This window comes from Chitinophaga sp. CCNWYY40, assembly GCF_037483205.1.
Lineage (GTDB): Bacteria > Bacteroidota > Bacteroidia > Chitinophagales > Chitinophagaceae > Chitinophaga > Chitinophaga ginsengisegetis.
Genome location: NZ_JBBHLF010000009.1, coordinates 128,382 through 152,590, shown reverse-complemented (window position 1 = coordinate 152,590; position 24,209 = coordinate 128,382). Strand labels below are relative to the sequence as shown.

The 24,209-nt window shown below is 47.9% G+C and carries 17 protein-coding genes and 1 pseudogene; 12 read left to right on the top strand and 6 right to left on the bottom strand.

Features of this window, described 5'->3' with window-relative positions; all coding sequences use genetic code 11:
- Positions 1 to 41: 41 nt before the first annotated feature.
- Positions 42 to 2,378 carry a glycoside hydrolase family 95 protein gene (locus V7S65_RS30170; protein WP_336389311.1) on the top strand — a complete coding sequence of 779 codons (2,337 nt, stop codon included), beginning with the start codon at positions 42 to 44 and terminating at the stop codon, positions 2,376 to 2,378.
- Positions 2,375 to 3,529 carry an SGNH/GDSL hydrolase family protein gene (locus V7S65_RS30165; RefSeq protein ID WP_336389312.1) on the top strand — a complete coding sequence of 385 codons (1,155 nt, stop codon included), beginning with the start codon at positions 2,375 to 2,377 and terminating at the stop codon, positions 3,527 to 3,529. The genes V7S65_RS30170 and V7S65_RS30165 overlap by 4 nt, the downstream gene beginning before the upstream one ends.
- Here V7S65_RS30165 and V7S65_RS30160 read toward each other — a convergent pair.
- Positions 3,526 to 4,404, bottom strand: coding sequence for an AraC family transcriptional regulator (locus V7S65_RS30160; RefSeq protein ID WP_336389313.1), 879 nt, complete (start codon positions 4,402 to 4,404; stop codon positions 3,526 to 3,528). The genes V7S65_RS30165 and V7S65_RS30160 overlap by 4 nt on opposite strands.
- Before the next feature lie 125 nt (positions 4,405 to 4,529).
- On the opposite strand from V7S65_RS30160, the gene V7S65_RS30155 reads away from it, so the two are divergent.
- From V7S65_RS30155 to V7S65_RS30140, 4 genes are read left to right on the top strand one after another with little or no spacing between them, the layout of a single operon-like run.
- Positions 4,530 to 5,297, top strand: coding sequence for an SDR family NAD(P)-dependent oxidoreductase (locus tag V7S65_RS30155; RefSeq protein ID WP_336389314.1), 768 nt, complete (start codon positions 4,530 to 4,532; stop codon positions 5,295 to 5,297).
- Positions 5,298 to 5,310: 13 nt separating this feature from the next.
- Complete coding sequence (locus V7S65_RS30150; protein WP_336389315.1) at positions 5,311 to 6,636, top strand: alpha-L-fucosidase; 1,326 nt, start codon at positions 5,311 to 5,313, stop codon at positions 6,634 to 6,636.
- A 9-nt stretch (positions 6,637 to 6,645) separates the two neighbouring features.
- Positions 6,646 to 7,887, top strand: a complete 1,242-nt coding sequence (locus V7S65_RS30145) for an enolase C-terminal domain-like protein (protein ID WP_336389316.1) — start codon at positions 6,646 to 6,648, stop codon at positions 7,885 to 7,887.
- The gene (locus tag V7S65_RS30140; RefSeq protein WP_336389317.1) at positions 7,884 to 9,506 is read left to right on the top strand and encodes a sodium:solute symporter; all 1,623 of its coding nucleotides are present in this window, start codon (positions 7,884 to 7,886) and stop codon (positions 9,504 to 9,506) included. Before V7S65_RS30145 ends, V7S65_RS30140 begins: the two co-directional genes overlap by 4 nt.
- A gap of 63 nt (positions 9,507 to 9,569) precedes the next feature.
- On the opposite strand, the gene V7S65_RS30135 is transcribed toward V7S65_RS30140, so the two are convergent.
- From V7S65_RS30135 to V7S65_RS30120, 4 genes are all read right to left on the bottom strand, one after another.
- Positions 9,570 to 10,382, bottom strand: coding sequence for an enoyl-ACP reductase FabI (locus tag V7S65_RS30135; protein WP_336389318.1), 813 nt, complete (start codon positions 10,380 to 10,382; stop codon positions 9,570 to 9,572).
- A gap of 110 nt (positions 10,383 to 10,492) precedes the next feature.
- Entirely contained in the window at positions 10,493 to 11,170 is a 678-nt protein-coding gene (locus V7S65_RS30130) for a DUF2625 domain-containing protein (protein ID WP_336389319.1), read from the bottom strand.
- Positions 11,171 to 11,244: 74 nt separating this feature from the next.
- Positions 11,245 to 12,954: a GMC family oxidoreductase gene (locus V7S65_RS30125; protein ID WP_336389320.1), complete on the bottom strand. Its 1,710-nt coding sequence runs from the start codon at positions 12,952 to 12,954 to the stop codon at positions 11,245 to 11,247.
- An 11-nt stretch (positions 12,955 to 12,965) separates the two neighbouring features.
- A complete protein-coding gene (locus V7S65_RS30120; RefSeq protein ID WP_079473030.1) occupies positions 12,966 to 13,517 on the bottom strand; it encodes a gluconate 2-dehydrogenase subunit 3 family protein in 552 nt (183 codons plus the stop codon).
- A 967-nt stretch (positions 13,518 to 14,484) separates the two neighbouring features.
- On the opposite strand from V7S65_RS30120, the gene V7S65_RS30115 reads away from it, so the two are divergent.
- The 3 genes from V7S65_RS30115 to V7S65_RS30105 are packed head-to-tail and all read left to right on the top strand — an operon-like array spanning position 14,485 to position 20,259.
- A complete protein-coding gene (locus V7S65_RS30115; protein WP_336389321.1) occupies positions 14,485 to 17,634 on the top strand; it encodes a SusC/RagA family TonB-linked outer membrane protein in 3,150 nt (1,049 codons plus the stop codon).
- Between the two features lie 32 nt (positions 17,635 to 17,666).
- Positions 17,667 to 19,238 (top strand): SusD/RagB family nutrient-binding outer membrane lipoprotein, encoded by a 1,572-nt coding sequence (locus V7S65_RS30110; RefSeq protein ID WP_336389322.1) that lies wholly within the window; start codon positions 17,667 to 17,669, stop codon positions 19,236 to 19,238.
- A 19-nt stretch (positions 19,239 to 19,257) separates the two neighbouring features.
- Complete coding sequence (locus V7S65_RS30105; RefSeq protein WP_336389323.1) at positions 19,258 to 20,259, top strand: DUF1735 domain-containing protein; 1,002 nt, start codon at positions 19,258 to 19,260, stop codon at positions 20,257 to 20,259.
- 77 nt (positions 20,260 to 20,336) lie between these two features.
- Here V7S65_RS30105 and V7S65_RS30100 read toward each other — a convergent pair whose 3' ends face one another.
- Positions 20,337 to 20,864 (bottom strand): DinB family protein, encoded by a 528-nt coding sequence (locus tag V7S65_RS30100; RefSeq protein WP_079473032.1) that lies wholly within the window; start codon positions 20,862 to 20,864, stop codon positions 20,337 to 20,339.
- 140 nt (positions 20,865 to 21,004) lie between these two features.
- Here V7S65_RS30100 and V7S65_RS30095 point away from each other — a divergent pair.
- From V7S65_RS30095 to V7S65_RS30085, 3 genes and pseudogenes are all read left to right on the top strand, one after another.
- Positions 21,005 to 21,172: pseudogene (locus V7S65_RS30095) on the top strand (putative oxidoreductase C-terminal domain-containing protein); the annotation flags it as partial.
- 28 nt (positions 21,173 to 21,200) lie between these two features.
- Complete coding sequence (locus V7S65_RS30090; RefSeq protein WP_336389324.1) at positions 21,201 to 22,526, top strand: sugar MFS transporter; 1,326 nt, start codon at positions 21,201 to 21,203, stop codon at positions 22,524 to 22,526.
- 151 nt (positions 22,527 to 22,677) lie between these two features.
- Positions 22,678 to 23,865 (top strand): M20 metallopeptidase family protein, encoded by a 1,188-nt coding sequence (locus tag V7S65_RS30085; protein ID WP_079473034.1) that lies wholly within the window; start codon positions 22,678 to 22,680, stop codon positions 23,863 to 23,865.
- Positions 23,866 to 24,209: the final 344 nt, after the last annotated feature.

The following is a 24,209-nucleotide window of genomic DNA, read 5'->3' as shown; positions in this document are numbered from 1 at the left end:
GGCACACCTGCCTGTTACATCAAAAACGTTATCCGGAAAACATGGATCAGCAACTTTTTTCTTTCAGGCATATTGCAATAGCCGGCGCTCTGTTGATAGCCGGTACAGCTGCGGCGCAGCAGCAACCATTACGGCTCTGGTATAACAAGCCGGCAAAGGTTTGGGAGGAAACGGTGCCACTTGGGAATGGCCGCCTGGGCATGATGCCGGACGGCGGAATCAGCCAGGAAAAGATTGTTTTAAATGATATCACCCTCTGGTCCGGCGCACCGCAGGACGCCAACAACTACGATGCCTACAAACAACTGCCTGCTATCCGGCAGCTGCTGGCCGAAGGAAAGAATAACGAGGCCCAGGCGCTGATGGACAAATCATTTGTATGTACCGGCAAAGGCTCCGGGGATGTTCCTTTCGGATGTTTCCAGATGCTGGGCGAATTATTGCTGCAGTTCAGCTATCCCAAAGCGGATAGCCCTGCCCGTTATAAAAGGGACTTGTCGTTGAATGAGGCGATAGCCACTACTAATTATACAATTAACGGGGTCGCCTATACGCGCGAATATTTTACGGACTTCAACGGCGATGTAGGCGTGATCCGTTTAACGGCCGGCAAAGGCGGACAACTCAATATGCGGGTTGGTATCAGTCGCCCGGAAAGAGCCACCATCCGCACCGAAGGACAGGAGCTGCAAATGTCCGGCGAATTGAAAAGCGGTACCGCCAATCCCGGTATGAAATACCTGACCAGGGTACAGGCAAAACTGAAAGGTGGTCAGCTGCTAACGGACAAGGATACACTGGTTATTAAAGATGCCACGGAAGTGATCCTGTATGTATCTACCGCTACCGATTTCAGGAATCCCGGCTACCGGGAACAAACGAAACAACTGCTCGCTGCAGCCATGCGTAAAGGTTATGCGCAGCAGAAGCAACAGCATATAGCCGCTTATCAGCGTTTATTCAACCGCGTTAGTATGGAGCTGGGCGGCGCCAGTGCAACACAGGTGCCTACCGATCAGCGGCTCATTGATTTTCACAAGGCGCCCGCGGCAGACAACGGATTACCCGTACTATTTTATCAATATGGCCGTTACCTGAGCATCAGCAGCACCCGCGTGGGTTTGTTGCCACCTAATTTACAGGGGCTGTGGGCCAACCAGATCCAGACGCCCTGGAATGGGGATTACCACCTCGACGTAAATGTGCAGATGAACCACTGGCCGGTGGAAGTGAGCAACCTGCCGGAACTCAACCTGCCGCTGGCGGAGCTGGTACACGGACTGGTGAAACCCGGTGAAAGAACTGCCAAAGCTTATTATAATGCAGAAGGATGGGTAGCGCATGTGATCACCAATATATGGGGCTTTACAGAGCCAGGGGAAAGCGCATCGTGGGGCGTTACCAAATCAGGATCCGGATGGTTGTGTAATAACCTTTGGGAGCATTATGCTTTTACCAATGATAAAAAATACCTGGAAGATATATACCCGGTGTTAAAAGGCTCTGCGGAATTTTATAGCAGCATGCTGATAAAGGATGATAAAACCGGGTGGCTCGTTACTTCCCCTTCTTCTTCTCCGGAAAATTCTTTTTATCTGCCCAACGGCCAAACTGCCAGCATCTGCAACGGGCCTACTATTGATAACCAGATCATCCGCGAGCTGTTTATGAATGTGATCACCGCTGCCAAAACACTCGGCAAGGATGCTGCATTCACCACCACGCTGACGGAGAAACTAAAACAGCTGCCGCCTGCAGGCAGGGTAGGTAAAGACGGACGACTGATGGAGTGGCTGGAAGAATACAAAGAGACAGAACCCACGCACCGGCATATTTCACATTTATATGGATTGTATCCCGCCTCGCTGATTACACCGGAAGCCACGCCGGAACTGGCCGAAGCCTGCAAACAAACGCTGGAAGTGAGAGGGGATGATGGCCCCAGCTGGTCCATCGCCTATAAGCTGTTATTCTGGGCACGACTGCATGATGGCAACCGCGCGTTTAAATTGTTCGCCGGATTAATCAAGCCCACTTATAATACAGACATTAATTACGGCGCCGGTGGCGGTATTTATTCAAACATGTTTTCTGCAGGGCCTCCGTTCCAGATAGATGGCAACTTCGGTGGCGCAGCCGGACTGGCGGAAATGCTGCTGCAAAGTCATGCGGGCTTTATCGATTTGTTGCCTGCACTGCCCGATGCGTGGAAGGCATCCGGTACAGTAAAGGGGCTGAAAGCAAGAGGTAATTATACCGTAGACATGACCTGGAAAAACGGCCTCGTTACCAATTATAAAATACGCGGCGCCGCTACGCATAAAGTAAAAGTAAGAATCAACGGGGTAATAAAAGAGATACAACCAACGAAAATATGATCAGGAAATTAGCAGGGGTATTATTAGGTATAGCCGTTACCGTTAGTGCGCTGGCGCAGGAGCAATTTATCACCCGTTATGGCCGCCTCGATAATGTAAGGTATCATATCAAAGCAGATAGAAAGGCTACCATTACTTTCATGGGTGGCTCTATCACCAATATGGAAGGCTGGCGTGGTAAGGTGTGCGACTATCTCACTGCTGCATACCCTGCTACTGATTTCCGTTTTATCAATGCCGGGATTCCTTCACTTGGCAGCTTACCACATGCGTTCCGGTTTGAACACGATGTATTAAGCAAAGGGAAAACCGACCTGCTATTCCTGGAAGCAGCGGTAAACGACCGGGTGAATGGCACCAATGAAGTAACGCAGCGCAGGGCTATGGAAGGAATTATCCGTCATGCGCTGAAAGCCAATCCGCAGGTGAATATTGTGCTGATGGCTTTTGTGGATGAAGACAAGATGGCCGATTATCACGCTGGTAAAGTGCCGGTAGAAGTACAGGTGCATGAAGATCTTGCCAAGAAATATCATCTGCCGTTTATCAATCTCGCTAAAGAAATTACTACCCGCATAGATGCCCGTGAGTTTACCTGGAAAGATGATTTTAAAGATCTGCATCCTTCTCCTTTTGGGCAGCAGTTATATTTTGATGCGATCAAACGGTTACTGGAAGAGGATTTCAGCGCAGCGGCGCCAAAGCATTTATCATCAGTGAAACTGCCCCGCGCAGCGGACCCGCTCAATTATGAAAACGGCGCCTATGGCAATATACATGAAGCTGTTAATAAAAGTGGATTCTCCATCATTGAGTCATGGGAGCCCATTGATAAGGTGGGTACCCGCGAAGGATTTGTAAAAGTGCCTATGCTGGTATCAGACACGGCGCGTGCCAGTGTGGAGTATCCATTCACCGGGCGTACTATTGGTATTGGCATTGTTTCCGGTCCGGATGCAGGTGTAATCAGCTACCGTATTGATGACGGCGCTGTGCAGCAAAAAGATCTGCGCACGCAGTGGAGTAAAAGCCTGTACCTGCCGTGGTATCTCATATTGGGTGATGATCTGAAACCCGGCAAGCATACGCTCAGCCTGCAAAAGGAGGGTGATGGATCTGTTTGCCGGGTGGTGTATTTCCTGGTAAATTAATCCAGTGAAGTAACGTCTCTCTTGTAGTCTCTCGGCGTTTTCCCTTTGATCTTTTTGAAGAAGCGGTTAAAGTGCGTGGTATTCCTGTATCCGCACTTATTCGATAACTCTGCCATCGACATTTCCTTTTCCTGTAACAGCCTGCAGGCGTAACCGATCCTTAATTCATTTACAAAATGAGTAAATGATTTCTGTGTTCTGCTTTTGAAGAAGCGACAGAAAGAGTGTACGTTGATGCCTGCCACCGCTGCTATTTCCGACAGCGGGATATCTCTTTTAAAATGACGGAAAATATATTTGAAGATATCATCCATCCTCGACTGATCTTTATCGTTATACAGGTTTACATAGTTAGTGCCGGCAAGGAGTTTATATTCTTTGGTGGCCATCATTTTCTGTAGCAGGGTCATAAAGGAGATGGTTTGCAGCAGGTCGTGCTGTGTAAGCATCTGCTGCATCAACGCCAGTATTTCCGCTTTGGCTTTGCCATGAAACTGGATGCCCCGCTGCGCCTTTTTGAGCCAGGTTTTAACGGCGCTCGTATTGGTAAAGGGACTAAGATGTTCTACCAGGAGATCCGGCGAAATATACAACGCCAGCGACCTTGCCTGGAGCTTGTCTTTCCCTTCAAAATACTTTTGTTCGTTGTGCCACACATGCGGGGTACCGGAGCCTACAAATATCAGCTCCCCGCTTTCAAAATAGCTGATGTTGTCGCCAATGATGCGTCGCCCGGCGCTTTCCACTACGTATACCAGCTGGCATTCGTGATGGAAGTGGAACTCCGTGGAAAAGTACGGCTGTGTAATTTCCTTGATCAGGTATACACTTTGTTCGAGGGCTTTATCGCCCGGTATGGCAAAAAGAGGCTTCATATTATCCGGCTAAAATAGGTAAATTCAGTAAATAAGTCAAAATAGTGTTGATTTAAGTCAATTTCACCGGGATGACCTACCTTATCCCTGCTTACTTTTGAATTATCCACGGAAAATGAAAAACGATGATACTGCAAGATAAAATAGTGCTGATTACCGGCGGCGCATCCGGCATTGGTGAAGCCTGTGCGCAGGTGTATGCAAAGCAAGGCGCCACCGTGGCGGTGATTGATAAAGACACCGCGGCATTGCAACGTCTGCAGGAGCAGATGGGCACGCCGCATATTTTCCTCACAGCAGATCTTAACAGCGGCGCGGCTATACAACAGGCCATTGACACGGTGCTGCAAACCTACGGCCGGCTCAATGCCATCCACAATAATGCAGGCGTTGCCAGTCCTTCGAAACCTTTACATGATACCACCGAAGAAGAGTGGCAACTGGTCATGAATGTAAATGTGCGTGGCATCTATTACACCACACGCTATGGCATTGCTGCACTGAAAGCTTCCCGTGGCTGTATCCTCAACACCAGCAGCATGGTAGGGGACATTGGCCAGGAAAACCACGCGGCCTATGCGGGCAGTAAAGGAGCGGTAAATGCACTCACCAAAGCAATGGCCCTCGACTATGCCGCCGATGGCATCCGGGTAAACGCAGTGGCCCCCGCAGGCGTATGGACGCCCATGTTGCGCCGGTGGAGCAGTGAACAGCCGGAACCCGCACGTATAGCGCAATACCTCGATGGTATCCACGCGTTGGGATATTGCCCGGAGGCAGATGAAATTGCCGACGTATGTGCGTTCCTGTTATCTGAACAGGCGCGCTTTATCACCGGCTGTATTATGCCCGTAAGTGGCGGGGCAGAACTTGGATATAAGCATACCTCATAAAATAAAGTGAACAATGAAAAAATTAGCTGCTTTCTGTTTGTTGTTGCTGGCACTCCAGGGCAAAGCCCAGACCAATGCACAACTGGATCCGAAAATACTGACCAGTAAAAAAGTGATGGACCAGTTTATGGACCTGCGCTTTGGCCTGTTTATCCACTGGGGGCCTGTTTCCCTGAGAGGAACGGAAATAGGCTGGTCACGGCACAGCAAGGTGCCGGCTGCAGAATATGATACCCTGTACCGCCAGTTTAACCCGGTGAAATTTAATGCAGAGGAATGGGTGAAAACAGCCAGCGATGCCGGTATGAAATACCTGACCATCACTGCCAAGCATCATGACGGATTTTGTTTATGGCCATCTGCCTATACTGATTATAATATTACTGCCACTCCCTTTAAGAAAGATGTGGTGGGCCTGCTGGCAAAGGCATGTAAGAAGTATCACATTAAGTTCTGTATCTATTACTCGGTGCTCGACTGGCACCATCCGGACTACCCTATTGATAATCCGGATGATACAACGGCAAAGGGTATACGGAAAGATGCTCGCATGGACCAGTACGTGGTGTATATGAAAAACCAGCTGAAAGAACTGGTAACCGGCTATGATCCTTATATGCTGTGGTTTGACGGTCCCTGGGAAAAGCCGTGGACACCGGAAATGGCGGTGGACGTGTACACCTATCTCAAAACACTGAAGAAAGATCTTATCATTAATAACCGTCTTGGTAAAGCGTTTTCCGGCACCGGCGCTTCGGGTACGTCTACCTTCCTGGGCGATTTTGATACACCGGAACAACGTATCGGCGACCTGGACATGAACACGCCCTGGGAAACCTGCATGACCATCTGCGAACAGTGGGCATGGAAGCCGGATGATAAAATGAAATCGCTGCAAACCTGTATTCAGACACTGGCAAAAGTGGCCAGTGGTAACGGCAACCTGTTATTTAATGTAGGCCCCCGCTCCGATGGAGCCATAGAACCGGCACAGGTAGCCCGTTTGAAAGAGATGGGCGACTGGCTTCGTAAGTACGGCGCCGCTGTTTATAATACGCATGGCGGTCCTTACAACCCTAACAGCAAGTATGCTGCTACGCGGAGTGGCAACAAAGTATACGTGCACGTTTTCGATCAGTCGCAGCCAACTATTGAACTGCCTGCTATGCCGGGCGTAAAAGTTAATAAAGCATATCTCCTGAAAGGCGCTGCAGTGAAGCTGACTACAGCCGCCGATCGGTTCACGATAACATTGCCCGCTGTATTGCCCGATGCCAATGACACCGTAGTGGTATTGGAAACGGATAAGCCGGCGCTTAGTGTTGCTCCTATAAAATGATAACATAAAATGATCAGTAAGATAGTTGTAAAAGATGCCCGGTTCCCTTTAACAGGTGGCGCCGGTAGCGATGCCATACATCAGAACCCCGTATATTCGTACACGGTAGCCTGTTTGTACGACGACAAAGGTAATTGCGGTACCGGCCTGGCTTTCACCCTGGGAGCAGGCAATGAACTGGTATGCGCTGCTGCGCGGTTCTACGGCGAAAAGCTGGTAGGAAAAGAACTTACCGAAGTGATGGCTTCCTTCGGCGATTGGTTTAAACAACGTTCCGATGAGCAGCAGTTCCGATGGCTGGGCCCTCACAAAGGAGTAGTGCACCTGGCCCTCGCGGCGGTAACCAATGCCTGCTACGACCTGTGGGCCAAACAACAGCAGGTGCCTTTATGGAAATTGCTGCTAGACCTCACACCCGAACAGGTAGTGAACACATTGGACCTCTCGTACCTCGAAGAAGTACTGCCCCGTGAAGAAGCGGTCCGTATGTTAACGGAAATGCAGACCTCCAGGACTTCGCGCGAAGGTGTGCTGGGCAAGGGTTACCCCGCCTACGATACTTCCGCCGGCTGGTTTAATTATTCCGATGATCAGCTGGAAGCTAATTGTAAACGCGCATTGGATAACGGCTTTCGCGCACTGAAATTAAAGGTAGGTGCAAAAGACCCGGACACGGATATACGAAGAGCGCATATTGTAAGAAACACCGTTGGCGATGAGATCAAAGTAATGGTAGATGCCAATCAGCAATGGAATCTGCCGCAGGCAATTGCTATTGGTAAAAAACTTGCAGCTATTAATCCTTACTGGATAGAGGAGCCCACGCACCCGGATGATATCCTCGCGCACAAAACCCTGGCGGATGCGTTGAACCCCGTGAAGCTGGCTTTGGGAGAACATGTACCCAATAAAGTGATTTTCAAGAATTACCTGCAAACAGGCAGCGCCGGGTTTATACAGGTAGATGCGGTAAGGGTAGGAGGCGTCAGCGAATTTATTACGGTAAGCCTGTTATGTAAAAAGTTTGGTGTGCCGGTGGTACCGCACGTAGGCGATATGGGACAGCTGCATCAGCATCTGGTGTTGTTCAATCACATTGGTATGGGACATGAAGCCTTATTCCTGGAGCATATACCGCACCTGCGTAAGCACTTCGTTCATCCTGCACTCATTACAGACGGCTTTTACAAGACGCCTGAAACACCGGGCAGCAGTTGCGATCTGCTGTCTCTTAATACTTTCCCGGGATGATAGCTACTACCGATATTATCATCAGCATTTGCTATGTGGCCTTTATTGTGGGGCTGGGCTTCTGGGCGGGATTATCCGGCAAGAAGAATGATTCAGCGGCAGGAGAATATTTCCTGGCCGGTAAATCGTTGCGCTGGCCCATGATAGGCATGGCATTGTTTGCCACCAACATTTCTTGTTTGCACCTGGTTAGTCTTGCCCAGAGCGGCTTTGATACCGGCTTGCTGGCAGGTAACTTTGAGTGGATGGCCGCCTTTACATTGATATTGCTGGCACTCTTCTTTATTCCGTTTTACATCCGTTCGGGAGTGGCCACGCTGCCGGATTTCCTGGAGCGGCGTTACAACAGGGCGTGCCGCGATTGGCTGGCGATTGTTTCCGTAGTATCGGCAATCGTGATCCATATTGCGTTTTCTTTCCTGGCGGGTGGCATTGTGCTGGAAACGTTGTTTGGCATAAACATGTTTACCAGTATTATCCTCATTGCATTGGTAACGGGCGCATACACTATTGTAGGTGGGCTCCGGGCCGTGGTGGTAACAGAATCCGTGCAAACGGTAGTGTTGCTGGGCGGCGCGGTGATCATCACGGTACTGTCGTGGTGGAAGGTAGGTGGCTGGCAACCGGTGGTGCAGGTGCTGCAGGAGGGCCATCAGTTGGATAAGCTGTCGATGTTGCATCCTGCGGGCGATCCGAATGGGTTGCCCTGGTATGCGGTGTTCCTGGGTTATCCTGTTATTGGTATCTGGTACTGGTGTGCGGATCAGACTATTGTGCAGCGGGTATTGGGTGCAAAGGATGAGAATCATGCGCGTACCGGCGCGCTGTTCTGTGGTTTTATAAAAGTGTTGCCTGTTTTTATTTTCATTCTCCCGGGACTACTGGCATATGTGTTGTTCAAGCAAGGACACCTGGACCTGGAAGTATTGCGGCAGGCCGATGGACAGCTGCATACGAAGGGCATTTATTCCGTGATGATTACGCGGCTGGTGCCTACCGGGCTGGTAGGTGTGCTGGTAGCGGCGTTGCTGTCGGGCCTGATGAGCCAGATCTCCGGTGCGCTGAACTCTATTGCCACGCTGGTGAGCTACGATCTGTACAAACGGAACCGTCCGCAGGCAACAGACCGGCAACTGGTGAAAACGGGCCGTATTGCGGCCGGTTTAGCGCTTATTTTATCCATTGGGCTACTACCATTGCTAAACAGGTATGAGAGTCTTTTTAACGGCATTAACGACGTAATATCACATATTGCACCACCCATCACCTGCGTGTTTCTGCTTGGTGTGTTCTGGAAAAAGGCATCTTCCCTTTCGGCGCAATATACTTTGTGGATAGGATCGGCGCTGGGTGCGGGGGTATATCTTACCGGAAAACTATATCCGATTAACATACCACCGCTGATGGTGGCTTTCTATTTGTTTGTGGTTTGTGCGTTGTTGCAGGTGGCATTGTCATTTGTGTTCCCGGTGCAGCATACCGCTGAAAGCAGCCGTCTTTACTGGGAGAGTCCTTTAGCGCCATTGCGGGTAAAAGGCTGGCCGGGGCTGGCTAACTATAAAGTATTGTCTGCCGTGTTACTGCTGATGATGGCAGCGCTGTACTGGTTTTTCCGGTAAGAGCCGTTTATAAAAAGATAAGCCTCTCCGGTTACCGGAGAGGCTTATCTTTTTATAATTATTTTATTTAGACATCTGCTGAATAATGGCTTCTGTAACACCGGTACTGGAGAAGCCCCCGTCGTGGAAGATGTTCTGCATGGTAACCATCCGCGTGTAGTCAGAGAACAGGGAAACGGTAAACTCCGCACACTGATCGGCGGTAGCATTTCCGAGTGGCGACATCTTTTCAGAGAAGGCTACAAAGCCATCAAAACCTGCAATGCCTTGTCCGGCGGTAGTGATGGTGGGCGACTGTGAAATAGTGTTGATGCGCACATGTTTTTTGATACCATACTGATAACCGAAACTGCGGGTAATACTTTCCAGCATCGCTTTGATATCGGCCATTTCGTTATAGTTAGGAAAGGCGAGGTGCGCAGCAATAAATGTAAGCGCCACTACGGACCCCCATTCATTGATGGCATCGTGTTTAATAGCGGTTTGCAATACCCGGTGAAAGCTCATGGCGGATATATCTACCGATTTATGCATGTAGTCGTAGTTGAGATTCGTATAGTCGTTGCCTTTACGCATATTCACGCTCATGCCAATGGAGTGGAGGATAAAGTCCACGCCGCCGCCAAAGTGTTCTTTTGTTTTGATGAAAAGGTTATCGAGGTCCTCCATGTTGGTAACATCGGCAGGGATAACCGGTGCGTTGCATTGCTGTGCCAGTCCGTTTATTTCACCCATCCGGATGGCAACAGGAGCATTGGTTAAAACGATTTCCGCACCTTCTGCCACGCAGCATAGTGCTGTTTTCCATGCAATGGATCTTTCATCCAGCGCACCAAAAATAATTCCCTTCTTTCCCTTTAATAAATTGTGAGACATGACGAAGTTTTAGTGTAAGGATTAATTGCTACAGGGATTAAATGTAGCCTAATTATTCCTCCGTAGGGAGTGGGTACGGAAATTTTAACATTTTATCCGGCGGCGGTATTTTAATGCCCGAATTGTTTCTGCAGATCCATTTGCAAAAACCAGAGTTCTTCTACCGGCACGGCTTTTTTACTGATGTTATCCAGGTCTTTTCCTTCCTTTGTAAATAAGAATGGTACGAAGCTGAATGCCTGGTTGCCGTTTAATGCAGCTACTTCTTCGCGCCAGCCTTTCCAGCGGAAAGCTTCATAGAATCCTTCAATGTCGCCGGAGCAGCAAAAGGAAATGAAATCGCTGTAGCTGATCTCCATATTTTCCCATTCCAGTGTATCAGGTGCAAAGTAAAATATGCTGCCAATTCCTTCCTGCGCCGCAATGCCGCCGGCATTGATGGCAAAGAAGCCACCTACCACATCGTCTGCTATTAATAAAAAGCCGGGTTGCTCACCGGAATGCATATACGATTTTCCATTATTCCAGGCAGGCAGTGTACGGTCCAGCTTTTCGTGGCCGGAGCCGAGTACCCGGATCCAGCCATGATCTACCAGTAGTCCGCCGGTTTCATAGATGATAGCGCCCATCGGGGAGCGGGTGGTTACCTGGGTTTCATATAAAGCCTGCTCTGCACGGGCACTATCTTTCGGAAGAATTTCTATATGGTTGCTACCATCTTTAATCCATTCCTTTACCAGGTCCCAGCCTGGTTCTTTTGTATTAATCAGTTCATTAACAGGTTTCATCTGTGCAAATTAAATAAAAAACGCGGGTGAACAAGAGGTGTTCATCCGCGTTTTAATATGATAAAGAAGCGCAATTATATCTCCCCCTTCTTCAGTTGTTGCACGGCATAGTCCACCGCCCTCGCGGTCAGCGCCATATAGGTGAGCGACGGGTTCTGTGTGGAAGTAGAAGTCATGCAGGCGCCATCTGTTACAAATACGTTGTTGCATGCGTGCATCTGGTTCCATTTATTCAGCATAGATGTTTTAGGATCGTTGCCCATACGTACGCCGCCCATTTCGTGGATATCCAGTCCGGGCGCCTGTTTGGAGTCGCTGGTATGTATATTGGTGAAACCGGCTTTGGTAAACATGTCGGTCATCTGCTCAAAGAAATCCTTCAGCATCTTTTCATCATTGTCGTCGTAGTCTACGTTGATATTGATTTGCGGAATGCCCCATTCGTCTTTCTTCTGACTATCCAATGTAACGGTGCTGATTTCTTTCGGAATAGTTTCACCCATCATGTGTGAGCCTACATACCAGGGTCCTGTTTCGCTGTTGAAGAGCTGGTCTTTCAGCGTTTTGCCAAATCCGTCGGTGTTGGTATGCGAGCCTCTGCCGGAGGAGAATCCTGCTGCATATCCACGGAGGAAATCTGTTTCCTGTTTGTGTACATTACGGAAGCGGGGAAGGTACGAGCTGGTAGGGGTACGGCCATCGGTGGTAGAGTCTTTGAATCCTTCGTATTGTCCGCTGATACGTCCGCGGTAACTATGAAAGGCAAAGTATTTTCCCAGCACACCGCTATCGTTGCCGAGGCCATTGGGGAAGCGGTGGGAGGTGGAGTTGAGCAGTACGGCGTTGGTATTTACGGCAGCGGCGTTTACGAAAATTACTTTTGCGTAATACTCCATCATTTCTTTGGTGTTGGTATCCACTACACGCACGCCGGTAGCTTTTCCTTTTTGTTCATCAAAGATGATGGAATGCACAACGGAAAACGGGCGGAGTGTAAGATTACCGGTTTTTTCTGCCCAGGGAATAGTGGAGGAGTTGCTGCTGAAGTAGCCACCAAACGGACATCCGCGGTGGCAAAGATCTCTCTTCTGGCATTGTCCTCTGCCCTGGTCCAGGTGGATCTGTTTTGGCTGCGTTAAGTGGGCGCAACGGGCGTAGATCACCTGTCTGTCTTTATAATTATCTTTTACAAAATCCTTAAAATAATTTTCTACACAGGAGAGTTCCAGTGGTGGCAGAAATTCTCCATCGGGGAGGTTTGGCAGGCCATCTTTGTTTCCGGAGATGCCTACAAATTTTTCCACGTGGCTGTACCAGGGGGCAATGTCTTTGTAACGGATAGGCCAATCGGTGGCGAAGCCGTCGCGGGCGGGTCCTTCAAAGTCGAAGTCGCTCCAGCGTTGTGTTTGCCTGGCCCACATCAGTGATTTCCCGCCTACCTGGTATCCCCTGATCCAGTCGAACGGTTTGGGCTGACCATAAGGATGATCGGTATCTTTCACGAAGAAGTGCATGGCATCTTCTTTATAGGCGTAGCAGCGGCTGATCACCGGGTTGGCAGCCTTAATGGCTTCGGGTATCTGGCCACGGTGGGGAAATTCCCACGGGAACTGGCTGGTAGTGGGGTAGTCTTTTATGTGTTTAACATCACGGCCTCTTTCCAGCACCAGTGTTTTTAAACCTTTTTCTGTGAATTCTTTTGCTGCCCATCCGCCGCTGATGCCGGAACCAATAATAATGGCATCAAACGTACGGTTTTGCAGGCTGGTATTATCTTTACTCATACAATTAGTAGTTAGGCAAGCTTCCGGGTAATGGGTTTCAGCGGTACGCAACCGTGGTATCTGGCAGGTACCAGTTCGTAGATATTTACTTTGGTAAGAAAATATTTGGAATTGGTATATGCCTTGATGGTAAGGCGTTTGGTAGCGCGGTAGAAAAAAGAAACGTCGTCCTTGTCGTCTTTTACGGCTTCAAGGGTTTTGAGCAGGGCTTCCCGTTGTGCGGGAGTGCTGTCCAGGAAGGTATGTCCGTTTAGTTTTTTAGATGCCTGTTCAAATGATTTCATGCCGCTGAGCCAGCGTTGCTGGTCTTCTTTTTTATAGCAATCGTCCATCATAATGAGGGTAAATAAGTGGGCGGACAGCTCCTTAGCGCCTGGCGTGGTAGTAGCGGGGATGATCGTTTCCACGAGTTCGGCCAGCATTTTCTCCTGGTCGCCATCTACCTGGATGTTCTTTAATGTTAATGATGTTCTGCTGGTGTGTTGCAAACAGGCAGGCAATATGGCCATGCCGGCTGACACATACAGCAGCTGCTTGAGCGCAGCTCTTCTTGTCACTTCCATTGATCGGAATTTATTGTAGTAAAACGGGAAATTATCAACATTTATTTAATTCTCTAATGTTTGCAAAAACGTTTTTTTGCTGCTTTATAACGTGAAAATCAGCTTAAATATAGGAGAATCCACGATTTTTTACAAAGATTATTGACAGACCGCGGGTGTACAGGTGTTTCAGTGATAAATATTTTTTAAAATTATCTTGTATTTATTCCGGTGAATCTCTATATTTGTTTTGAGCAATTAAACACACTTGTTATTTAACTTTTACCGGAGAGCAAACTACTTGTTTAAGTACAATTTTTAAACCGATCAACCAAAATCAACAAAACCTTAAACCGCCAGCCCGGATGGTGTTGCATGGATAGCAACTACCTTACATATAATGGGTTTTCGCGTAGTTTATTACATACATTAATTAAACCAGAGTAGAGCAGGCTTTGCAAAAAAGCCCGGGGTTTCTATTGTCAATTAAGCACAATTATGCTGTTATATAAACAGGCATAAAGGGGGATCTATGCCAATATAATCAGCCTGTCACAACCAGGATTCTTATCCTGAAGGGGATGGTATGCTGTATGAGGAAATATTATCACTAAACCAAAATTTGAACAATGGGCAAATACCCGCCGTGATGCACACTGCATCAATCGTCATGTGATTTTAATGGTTGCTCACCTTCCGGATTATTTTAATGATTGTCTTAGTGACAGTTAATAATCATTTGTCCGGTACGCATTATTTAACAACTAAACCAGCATCTGCACACGCGCAACAATCAACAGTTTCAGCGCCAACGGGATTGCTATGCCTATGCATAGCCTGTATCAAAAAAAATTGCTCACAGGAAACAGGAAAAAAACAGGCAGGCGTTGCCTGGTATACTCCCGTGCGGTATAGCACCGCTTATTGGCCGCTTTTAAAGAACAACAACCAGCATCTGAATCTAACTCTAAATCTAAAAACTGCACTCATGAAAAGAAATGCATCATTATGCTTTATGCTGATGCTTTTCGGGTTGCTCGCTTCTGCGCAAACCCGAACTGTTACCGGACATGTATTGGATGGAAGTGGCGCCGGAATTGGATTTGCTACGGTCCAAATTAAAGGTACCACTACCGGAACAATGACTAATCCAAATGGAGATTTTGAAATTCATGTAAAAGGCAATGTTATCCTGGTGGTATCTTCTGTAGGATACATTAGCCAGGAAATCCCGGTTACCAGTCAAAATGAGGTAACCATAAAACTGGCTGTATCTTCCAAATCAATTGATGAAATAGTAGTAACAGCGGGCGGTATCGCCAGTAAGAAAAAAGAACTGGGATATGCCAATACCGTAGTGAAAAGTGAAACACTGGTGGCGGCAAAACCTACCAACATAGCCGGAGGGCTGCAGGGTAAAGTAGCCGGACTGATGATCAATGGCACCAACGGTGGTGTGAATCCCAATTACCGCATCGTTTTGAGGGGACAGCGTTCTTTAACAGGTAACAACCAGGCGCTGATCGTGCTGGACAACATGATCGTTACCAATGATATTCTCGGTTACCTGAATCCGGAAGATGTGGAAACCGTTACCGTACTGAATGGCGCCGGAGCGGCCGCCCTGTACGGTTCACAGGCTTCCAACGGTGCAGTGATTGTAACGACCAAAAAAGGGAAGCAGGGAGTTACTTCCGTAAATGTTTCTCAAACTACCACGATTGAACAGGTAGCATTTTTTCCAAAGATCCAGAAGAAATTCGGCGCCGGTGGTACCGGTTATGGTACAGATGAAAACGGAAACCCTCCTTTTTCCTATCTCGAAAACCAGTCTTACGGCCCTGCTTTTGATGGTGTAAAAAGGCCCCTGGGACCTGCACTGGAAGATGGATCACAGGACTCAGCCTACTACCAGTATAATGATGGTCATAATAAATTCTGGAATAAGGGCCTGACTAATCAAACTGATTTTTCGATGTCTACCGGAGATGAAAAATCTACTTTTTATTTATCAGGACAATACCTTACCACAAAAGGAACCACACCGGATGATAAATATAACCGGGGAACTGTCCGGGTGAATGGAACAAGGAAAATAGGTAACACGATTAACATTACCTATCATACCGACTATGTTCAGAACAAATATGATATTACCAACGCCACTGCTGCTATGTATGCGAACATGCTGAACATGCCCAGCAACGTGGATATCACCAAATACAGCGATTGGAAAACAAACAAATTCGCTAATCCAAATGGCTTCTATAATCCCTGGTACCTGAACCCTTATTTCAGCAAGGATAATTTCAGATCTGATCAGAAAAATAATTATCTCACCGGAAACGTAGAATTGAAATTCACACCTCTCGACGGACTGGATTTCGTTGCCCGCCAGGGAATTGTTGCCAAGAACTATAACAGCAAAAATACCAACGGCGGATTTACCTATACCGAATTTGCCAAACATACAGATGCCAGTTCCAAAGCAGACATCGCGGCTTCTGTAGTAGACAACAGCAGTTACAAAACACAGTATCTCACTGATTTATTTGTTCAGTACGCACGGAAGCAGGGACGTTTCGACGTTAAACTCCTCGGCGGCGGCCAATGGCGCGAGGATCAGTCGAAATATGTTACCAACTCAGCGAACGGACTGGTGGTACCGGGTTTATTTAATGTAAGCAATGGAGTAGGCACGCCCGGCGCAACGGAAGCCAATTATAAAGCCAGGCAGATGGGTGTTTACGGAAGCGCTACCATCGGGTTCAACAACTACCTGTTCCTGCATGTCACCGGCAGAAATGACTGGGTATCGACATTAGCTGCAGCCAACCGCTCTTTCTTCTATCCTTCAGCAGATCTCTCATTTGTGGCCAGTGATGCCCTCACTGCGTTGCAGGGTAATAAAACCATCAGCTTCCTGAAATTAAGAGGCGGCTGGTCAAAAGTAGGACAGGTGAACCTGGGCGACAGCTACGACTTTGGCGCTTACCAACTGGAGCCTACCATCAGCGGCAAGTCGTATGGATTTCCATATGGTACCCTCGCCGGCTATACGGTTGATAACACGCTGGTATCAAACAATCTTAAACCTGAAATTACCAAAGGATATGAAGTGGGCTTCGACCTGAATATGTTTGATGACCGCTTTGTTTCCAATCTTACCTGGTTCAGTACCAAAACGGATGACCAGACAGTAAACACCCGCGTATCCTATGCTACCGGCTATAGTGTACTGAGAACCAATACCGGGCAGACGCAGAGTAAAGGCCTGGAAGTGACTGCGCATGTAACGCCTGTAAGATCTGCAGACTGGAGTGTAACTGTAGGCGGTAACTACACCTGGCTGGATAACAAAGTGAATTTTATCAATAGTGCCCTGCCACGACTGGCACTGTCCACTTACGGTGCAGATGGTCCGGGTTCCTACGCCGTACCGGGGCAAACATTCCCTGTTATTATGGGATTTGATTACAACCGCACCCCGGATGGAAAAGTGATTGTAGATGGTAACACCGGTCTTCCATCAAAGGCAGATACTATTTCCATACTGGGAAATGCAACGCCGCGGCATCGTTTGAGTCTTGATGCACAGGTAAGATACAAACGTTTTTCCCTGAGTGTGTTGTTTGAGTATCGTGGTGGCTACCAGGTTTATAACGCAATGGGGCCTGAAATGGACTGGTCGGGAACCGGCTACAGGACTGCCATATATAACCGTGAAAGATTTGTATTTCCGAATTCCGTGGTGGCAGATCCCGCAAATCCGGGTAAATATATTACCAATACCAACATAACAGTGAAGAATGGTAATGGTAACAATGGTTTCTGGACAGATGGCATCAACCGGGACGTTACCTCTAACTATGTAACCTCCGGTGATTTCTGGAAACTAAGGGAAATTTCTCTCTCCTACAACGTACCCACTGAAATATTGAGAAAAACAGGATTTGTGAAAGGATTAACCATCAGTGTACAGGGACGTAACCTGTTCCTCTGGATGGCAAAGGACAATTACTATACCGATCCGGAGTATAGCGATGCAGGTAACGACAGTAATGCTATTGGTCTTACTGGGCTGGGACAAACACCTCCTTCCCGTTATTACGGAGCCACCCTGTCTGCGAAGTTTTAAAATTGGATGAAGATCAAAAAAAATTATTTGCCATGAGAAAACTGAATTTTATCATATTTATGGGAATGCTGGTACTGGCTACCTCCTGTAAGAAATACCTGGATATTAACCAGGATCCAAACCGGGCGCTGGCTTCTTCTGCCACTGCTGAACTGATACTGCCGCAGGCGCTTACTGCCACTGCTTCAGCTATGAATCAATTCAACTCCTATGGTATGGAGTTGGCCGGTTATGGCGCCAATGCCGGCGGTTTTGGCGGGTTCGGACAAGCGATTTCCTATAGTTTTTCTTCCACTTACTTTACCGGTTTGTGGAATAATACTTACGACAACCTGGAAGATTACGCCACTATTATCAACAAATCGAAGGGCCAGCCTACCTATAAGTATTTTGAGGCGGTGGGCAGGATTATGCTGGCAAATAATTATCAATTGCTGGTAGATACCTACAATGATGTACCTTATACTGAAGCGTTAAGCGGCGCCAATAACCTGAGCCCTCAGTATACCGATGCAAAGCTGATCTATAAGGATCTGGCGGCACAGCTGGACACTGCCATTCAGCTTATCAATGAAGGCGATAACACCGTAGCAGTTCATGCACTGGGCAATGCGGATGTGATTTTTAACGGGGATGTGGTTAAGTGGAAGCAACTGGCCAATACACTTAAGTTAAGGATCATTTTACGTGGCAGTGGTAAAGTAACTTTCAACAACACCACATTCAGCCCGGATGGATTTCTTACCACCGATGCGCTGGTAAATCCGGGGTATATAAAAGACAACGGAAAACAGAATCCCAAATGGGAGAGCTGGGCGTATTCCAGTACGGGTACGGATGCCACTAAGGCATGGATGCCGAATATGTTTGTGTTTAGCTATTATAACGGGGTGAAATTATCAGATCCTTACAGGGGTGCCAACGTGTATTATAAATTCCCGGCAACGGGCCTGAACAGGCTTGGTGTGGAGAACAACAGCGTGCCATCCAGTGTTTCCGGCAATTTCTGGTATCCTGCAACAGGAAGGGATGGTAAAGCCGCCGTAGATACTACCGGTGTGCTGAAAGGGCCCGGCGCCGGATTCCCTTTACTTACTGCCGCAGAAAGTTATTTCCTGCAGGCAGAAGGCGCCGTCAAAGGTTTAATACCGGCCGGCAATGCTGCTGCGCTTTTTAACAACGGTATCAGTGCTTCTTTTAAATATTTATATACTATGGCCGATGGTAAAACTATTCATGGTGATCCGTCGGGCGATGTGGTAAAATATTTATCCGACAATGAGCTTAGCCCGCTGGTGAATTTTACACTGGCAGCTACCGCAGAGCAGAAGATGGAGGCTATTATCACGCAGAAATATATCGCCCTGAATTTCGTGAACAGCCAGGAAGCCTGGAATGAATACAGGCGCACACATTACCCAAAGATCAGTAACGCGGCCAATGCAGATGGTTACGCCACCTTTGCATCTTCTGTATCGGAAAGCACCCGCCCCGACAGGCTGCCTACCCGCCTGTTATATCCTTCTTCTGAAGGGGCTTACAATGCGGCAAATATGCCTAAAGGCATTAGTCCTTTTACTTCCCTGATCTTTTGGGCTTTATGATCAATTTAAAATCTGTGATATGAAACAATTTAAAATAAGCACATTATTTTTCTCCGTGTTCCTGCTGGCCGGATTTACATCCTGTCTGAAAAGCAATGACGATAAGATGGGGCTGGATATCAGCAAGACAGGTAATATCATTGAATTTGCCAATACGGGAGATAACGTGGCGGTGGCAGCTTCTGCCTATCCGCGATTCAGTACAGACCTGGGAGTAGTGGCGCTGGGAGATACCGTTTTCCTCCATGTAAACGTAAGCTACTCCGGCTCTACGGATGCGCCGGAAGATATTACAGTGGGCCTGGCAGTAGATACCGCGGCATTGGCACTTTTCAACAGGCAGAACGGCTCAGATTATGTTGCGCCTCCCGCCGATTTATTTAAGTTCTCTTCTTCGGTTGTAATAAAGAAAGGAACACGGAAAACGCAGGTTGAGGTGGCGATTATTAATAACGGCAATTTCGATTTTAACGTGAATTACGCTTTACCGCTGCAGATCAGCAGTGCTTCCAAAGGTGTAGTCAGCGGCAATTTTGGTAAAGCCATGTATTCTTTTTCAGCCCGCAATAATTATGATGGCGCCTATACCATGGCTGCTACCGCTCCGATGATGGACGTAGTAAACGCCGGGCTTACCGGGTTTTACCCACTGAAAATGCACCTGATCACTTTTACGGGTAACTCTGTTGCATTGTATGATATAGATGGTAATGCTGCCAAAACATACGGGCACCCGATAAAGAATGGAACTTCCGCATCGTATTATGGCAGCTTCAGCCCTGTATTCTTTTTTGACAGTAACGGTAAGATTACCAGCGTAACAAATTACTACGGCCAGGAATCCGGTGGTAATATGCGGTCTGCGGTACTGGATCCCACTGGTGTAAATAAGATCACATTTAAAGAAGATGGTAAAGTGGATTACTTTGAAGTGAGTTACATCATGACGCAGAGTATCTCTTCTCCGTTTTTACCAAGAACATATTTCCATGAAAAATTTACCTACCTGGGCGGAAGGTAGTTTTAGATGCATGAGTGATGAATGAACGTACCACAATGAGGAAGGTGACAAACCGGAATCATTGTGGTACTTTAATTTTATTTCACTCCTTTTTCAGGATTCCAGTTGCCCCGCAATTTACGGATATAAAGGATCTGGCCAATATGATAGGCGTTATGTGTGTTGATATTGGCAATAGTGCTGTATTGTGATGCGAGCTTTTTTTCATCGGCTTGTTCAATAGCAGTTTCCCAGGCAGTGAGCACACTGTCGATCCGTTTAACGGAGGCCTCCCATTGCTCCTTTGTGGCGGGAGAAAAGGTGTCGTCGTTATTGATATTGGCAGCCGGCTTTGCTTTCCCGTTGAATTTCTCCAACAGTCCGAGGTCCCAGAAAATGAGGTGGTTCACCAGTTGCGCAATGGAGTGGTTACCGGAGCTGTCTTTCCAGTTGGCCTCTTCAGAGGTAAGTCCTTCTATAGCGGTGTTTACTGTTACAAACCATTGTGCATGGGCCTTATCGTGGGTAGTACGTAACTGGTCCAGCAGTATGGATTTAATGGTAGCCGTTTGGCTGTAACTGAAAAAAGAAATTAACAGGAACGGGAGTACGAAAATAATTCTCATAGCGGGTATGTTTTGGAGTTTAGCTATTTGGTTGCGGATCAAATATAATGACTTTGTGATCTCAAACGACGAAAAATTTAACCGGTAACGTTCTCAATGAAAAAAAATAAACGGATGAGGCAAAACTTTATCTTTATCGGCATCCATCTAAAATGCAGAAGCCTATTGAGCGGTTGTTTGCAAAAGTGATGCAACAATTCCTGGTATACGTGCAATCCGGTCAGATGCCGGCCTGGGAAGTACCGGGTATGCTGGCAAAATATTATGCCACCACACAGGCGCTGTTGATAGCAAAGCGTTTAGCGTAATGATATCAGGGCAATTAAAATCAACCGAATGAAACAACAGACAGCTACTGTAACAGCGGGATCACTCAGCAGGCGGGACACCGTAATATCCATACTCATTGTGGGTTTACTGTTCTTCGTATTTGGTTTTGTGACATGGGTGAATGCCATCCTGATACCGTATTTCAAGATTGCCTGCGAACTGAGCAATTTCCAGTCGTACCTGGTGGCCTTTGCCTTTTACATCTCCTACTTCTTTATGTCGGTGCCGGCTTCATACCTGTTGAAGGCAGTGGGCTTTAAGAAGGGGATGATGATAGGTTTCTGGGTGATGTCGCTGGGAGCGCTGATATTTATACCAGCGGCGTATACACGCACTTATGAGATATTTCTTGCGGGGTTGTTTATTATTGGTCTTGGGCTGGCCGTGCTGCAAACAGCGGCCAATCCCTATATCACTATCCTTGGGCCTAAAGAGAGTGCGGCTGCGCGTATCAGCATTATGGGGATCTGCAACAAGGGGGCGGGTATAGTGGCGCCGCTGATCTTTGCTGCTGTGATACTGAAGGCTACCGACGGCGACCTGTTTAAGGAGCTTGCCCATATGACGGGGGATGCCCGCAATGCCGTGCTGGATGCGCTGATCAGAAGGGTGATAGCGCCCTATGCGGTGGTATCGGTGGTATTGTTTGCATTAGGTTGCATGGTGCGTTTTTCCCCTTTGCCCGAAATTGACACAGAGCATGAAGATGCAGCCGTCGCTAGTGCCAATGCGGGTAAAACGAGCATTTTCCAGTTTCCTCACCTGATCCTGGGGGCGCTTGCGATATTTTTACATGTGGGTACGCAGGTAGTGGCCATTGACACTATTATTGGTTATGCGGGATCCATGCATATCCCTTTGCTGGAGGCAAAAACATTTCCTTCCTATACGTTATTCGTTACCATTTGCGGCTACCTGCTGGGGATATCGCTGATACCGCGTGTGATCAGTCAGGCTAATGCCTTGAGGGTATGTACCATACTGGGCGCGGTGTTTACGCTGGCAATTGTATATATGCATGGCGAAGTGAGGCTGCTGGGGCATGTAACGGATATCTCGATCTGGTTTGTGGTAATGCTGGGTTTTGCCAATTCGCTGGTGTGGGCGGGCATCTGGCCGCTGGCGCTGGACGGATTGGGGCGGTTCACCAAACTGGGGGCGTCTGTGATGATTATGGGGTTATGCGGTAATGCGATGTTGCCGGTGATATACGGACTGGTAGCGGATATGTACAATGTCCGGTTGGCTTACTGGGTATTGTTTCCGTGTTACCTGTACCTGGTGTTCTACGCATTTTACGGATATAAACTGAGAAGCTGGCGCAGGTCGTAGGCATAGGGCGGTCGTTTATTAGGGTGGCAGGTGTTTGGCCGGATAAAAAATTGTATACTTGAGGATTATAAAGAGGCGTATCCGCACCTGACTGATGACGATTTAGTAAAAACGTTCCTGGAACAGGAGCGCAATAAAAAACTTCTGCTACATGCTTAAAGAAAGAATCCGGCAATTAGCCAGCGGACTGCTGGAGGAGGCAACGGCCAACCGTCGCCACCTGCATACGAATCCAGAACTTTCCTACCGGGAATACCAGACGGCGCTTTTTATAGAAGAGAAGTTGCGTGCGCTGGACATTCCGTTTGAAAGGATGGCAGATACCGGGATTGTTGCTTTATTGCAGGGGGAGGCCGCCCCATCGGACAAGGTGGTGGCGCTGCGGGCGGATATAGACGCCCTGCCCATTATTGAGTTGAATGAAGTGCCCTACCGTTCGCAGAATGAGGGGGTGATGCACGCCTGCGGGCATGATGTGCATACATCGTCCCTGCTGGGCGTGGCGGGGATCCTCAGCCGGATGAAGGAGGAGTTTTCCGGTACGGTGAAGTTTATTTTCCAGCCGGCGGAAGAGGTGATCCCCGGCGGGGCCAGTTTGATGATTAAGGCAGGGGTACTGGAAAATCCACGGCCGCACCATATCCTGGGGCAGCATGTGATGCCGGAGTTGCCGGTGGGCAAGGTAGGGTTCCGTTCCGGGCGCTATATGGCCAGTAACGATGAAATTTCCATTACGGTGAAAGGGAAGGGCGGTCATGGTGCGATGCCGCACCTGGGCATTGACCCGGTGGTGATTGCCTGTCATATGGTTATAGCACTGCAACAGATTGTGAGCCGCCGTGCCAACCCGTTGCTGCCATCAGTATTGACTTTTGGTAAGATGCATGCCAACGGGGCCAGTAACGTGATCCCGGATGAAGTGAAGCTGGAGGGTACATTCCGGTCGCTGGACGAAACCTGGCGTAATGCGGCACATGAGAAGATTAAAAAGATGGCCATCTCCATAGCAGAAAGTATGGAAGGGTCCTGCGATATTAAAATAGAAAGAGGATATCCTGTACTGATAAACGAAGATAAACTGACGGCTGCCAGCAAGGCATATGCCGTGGACTACCTGGGTGAAGAACAGGTAGCTGACCTGGACATCTGGATGGCGGCAGAAGATTTTGCGTCCTATTCACAGGTGGCGGATGCCTGTTTTTACAGGTTGGGTGTACGCAATGAAAACAGGGGCATTGTATCCGGTTTGCATACCGCCACTTTTGACGCCGACGAAAAAGCGCTGGAAACCGGCGCCGGGCTGATGTCTTATCTCGCACTGAAGACTTTAGGTAACTAATGAAAGCGTTGAGGCCACACTTATTATTTTGTTAACCGCCGGTTAACAACGGCAGATTCATTGCATTCACGGGCAATAATTATGCGTTCACAAAATAAGGTGGGCAACTAACGGCCATGAGTATATCTTTGTATCAGGTTTTTCATAGGATATGGTTAAAATATTAAAGGGGAGGTAGTCTTGCCACCCCTTTTTTTTATGTCTGGTATGCTGCGTGCTGTTTCTTTCAGTTAATTTCGTTTAACCCTCACCGTTATAAGCAGCTATTAAAAATATGTTTAGCTTCAAATATATATTTCATTTGCATTATGAAAGCAAATAAAATGTTATTTATCTTCGCGCCC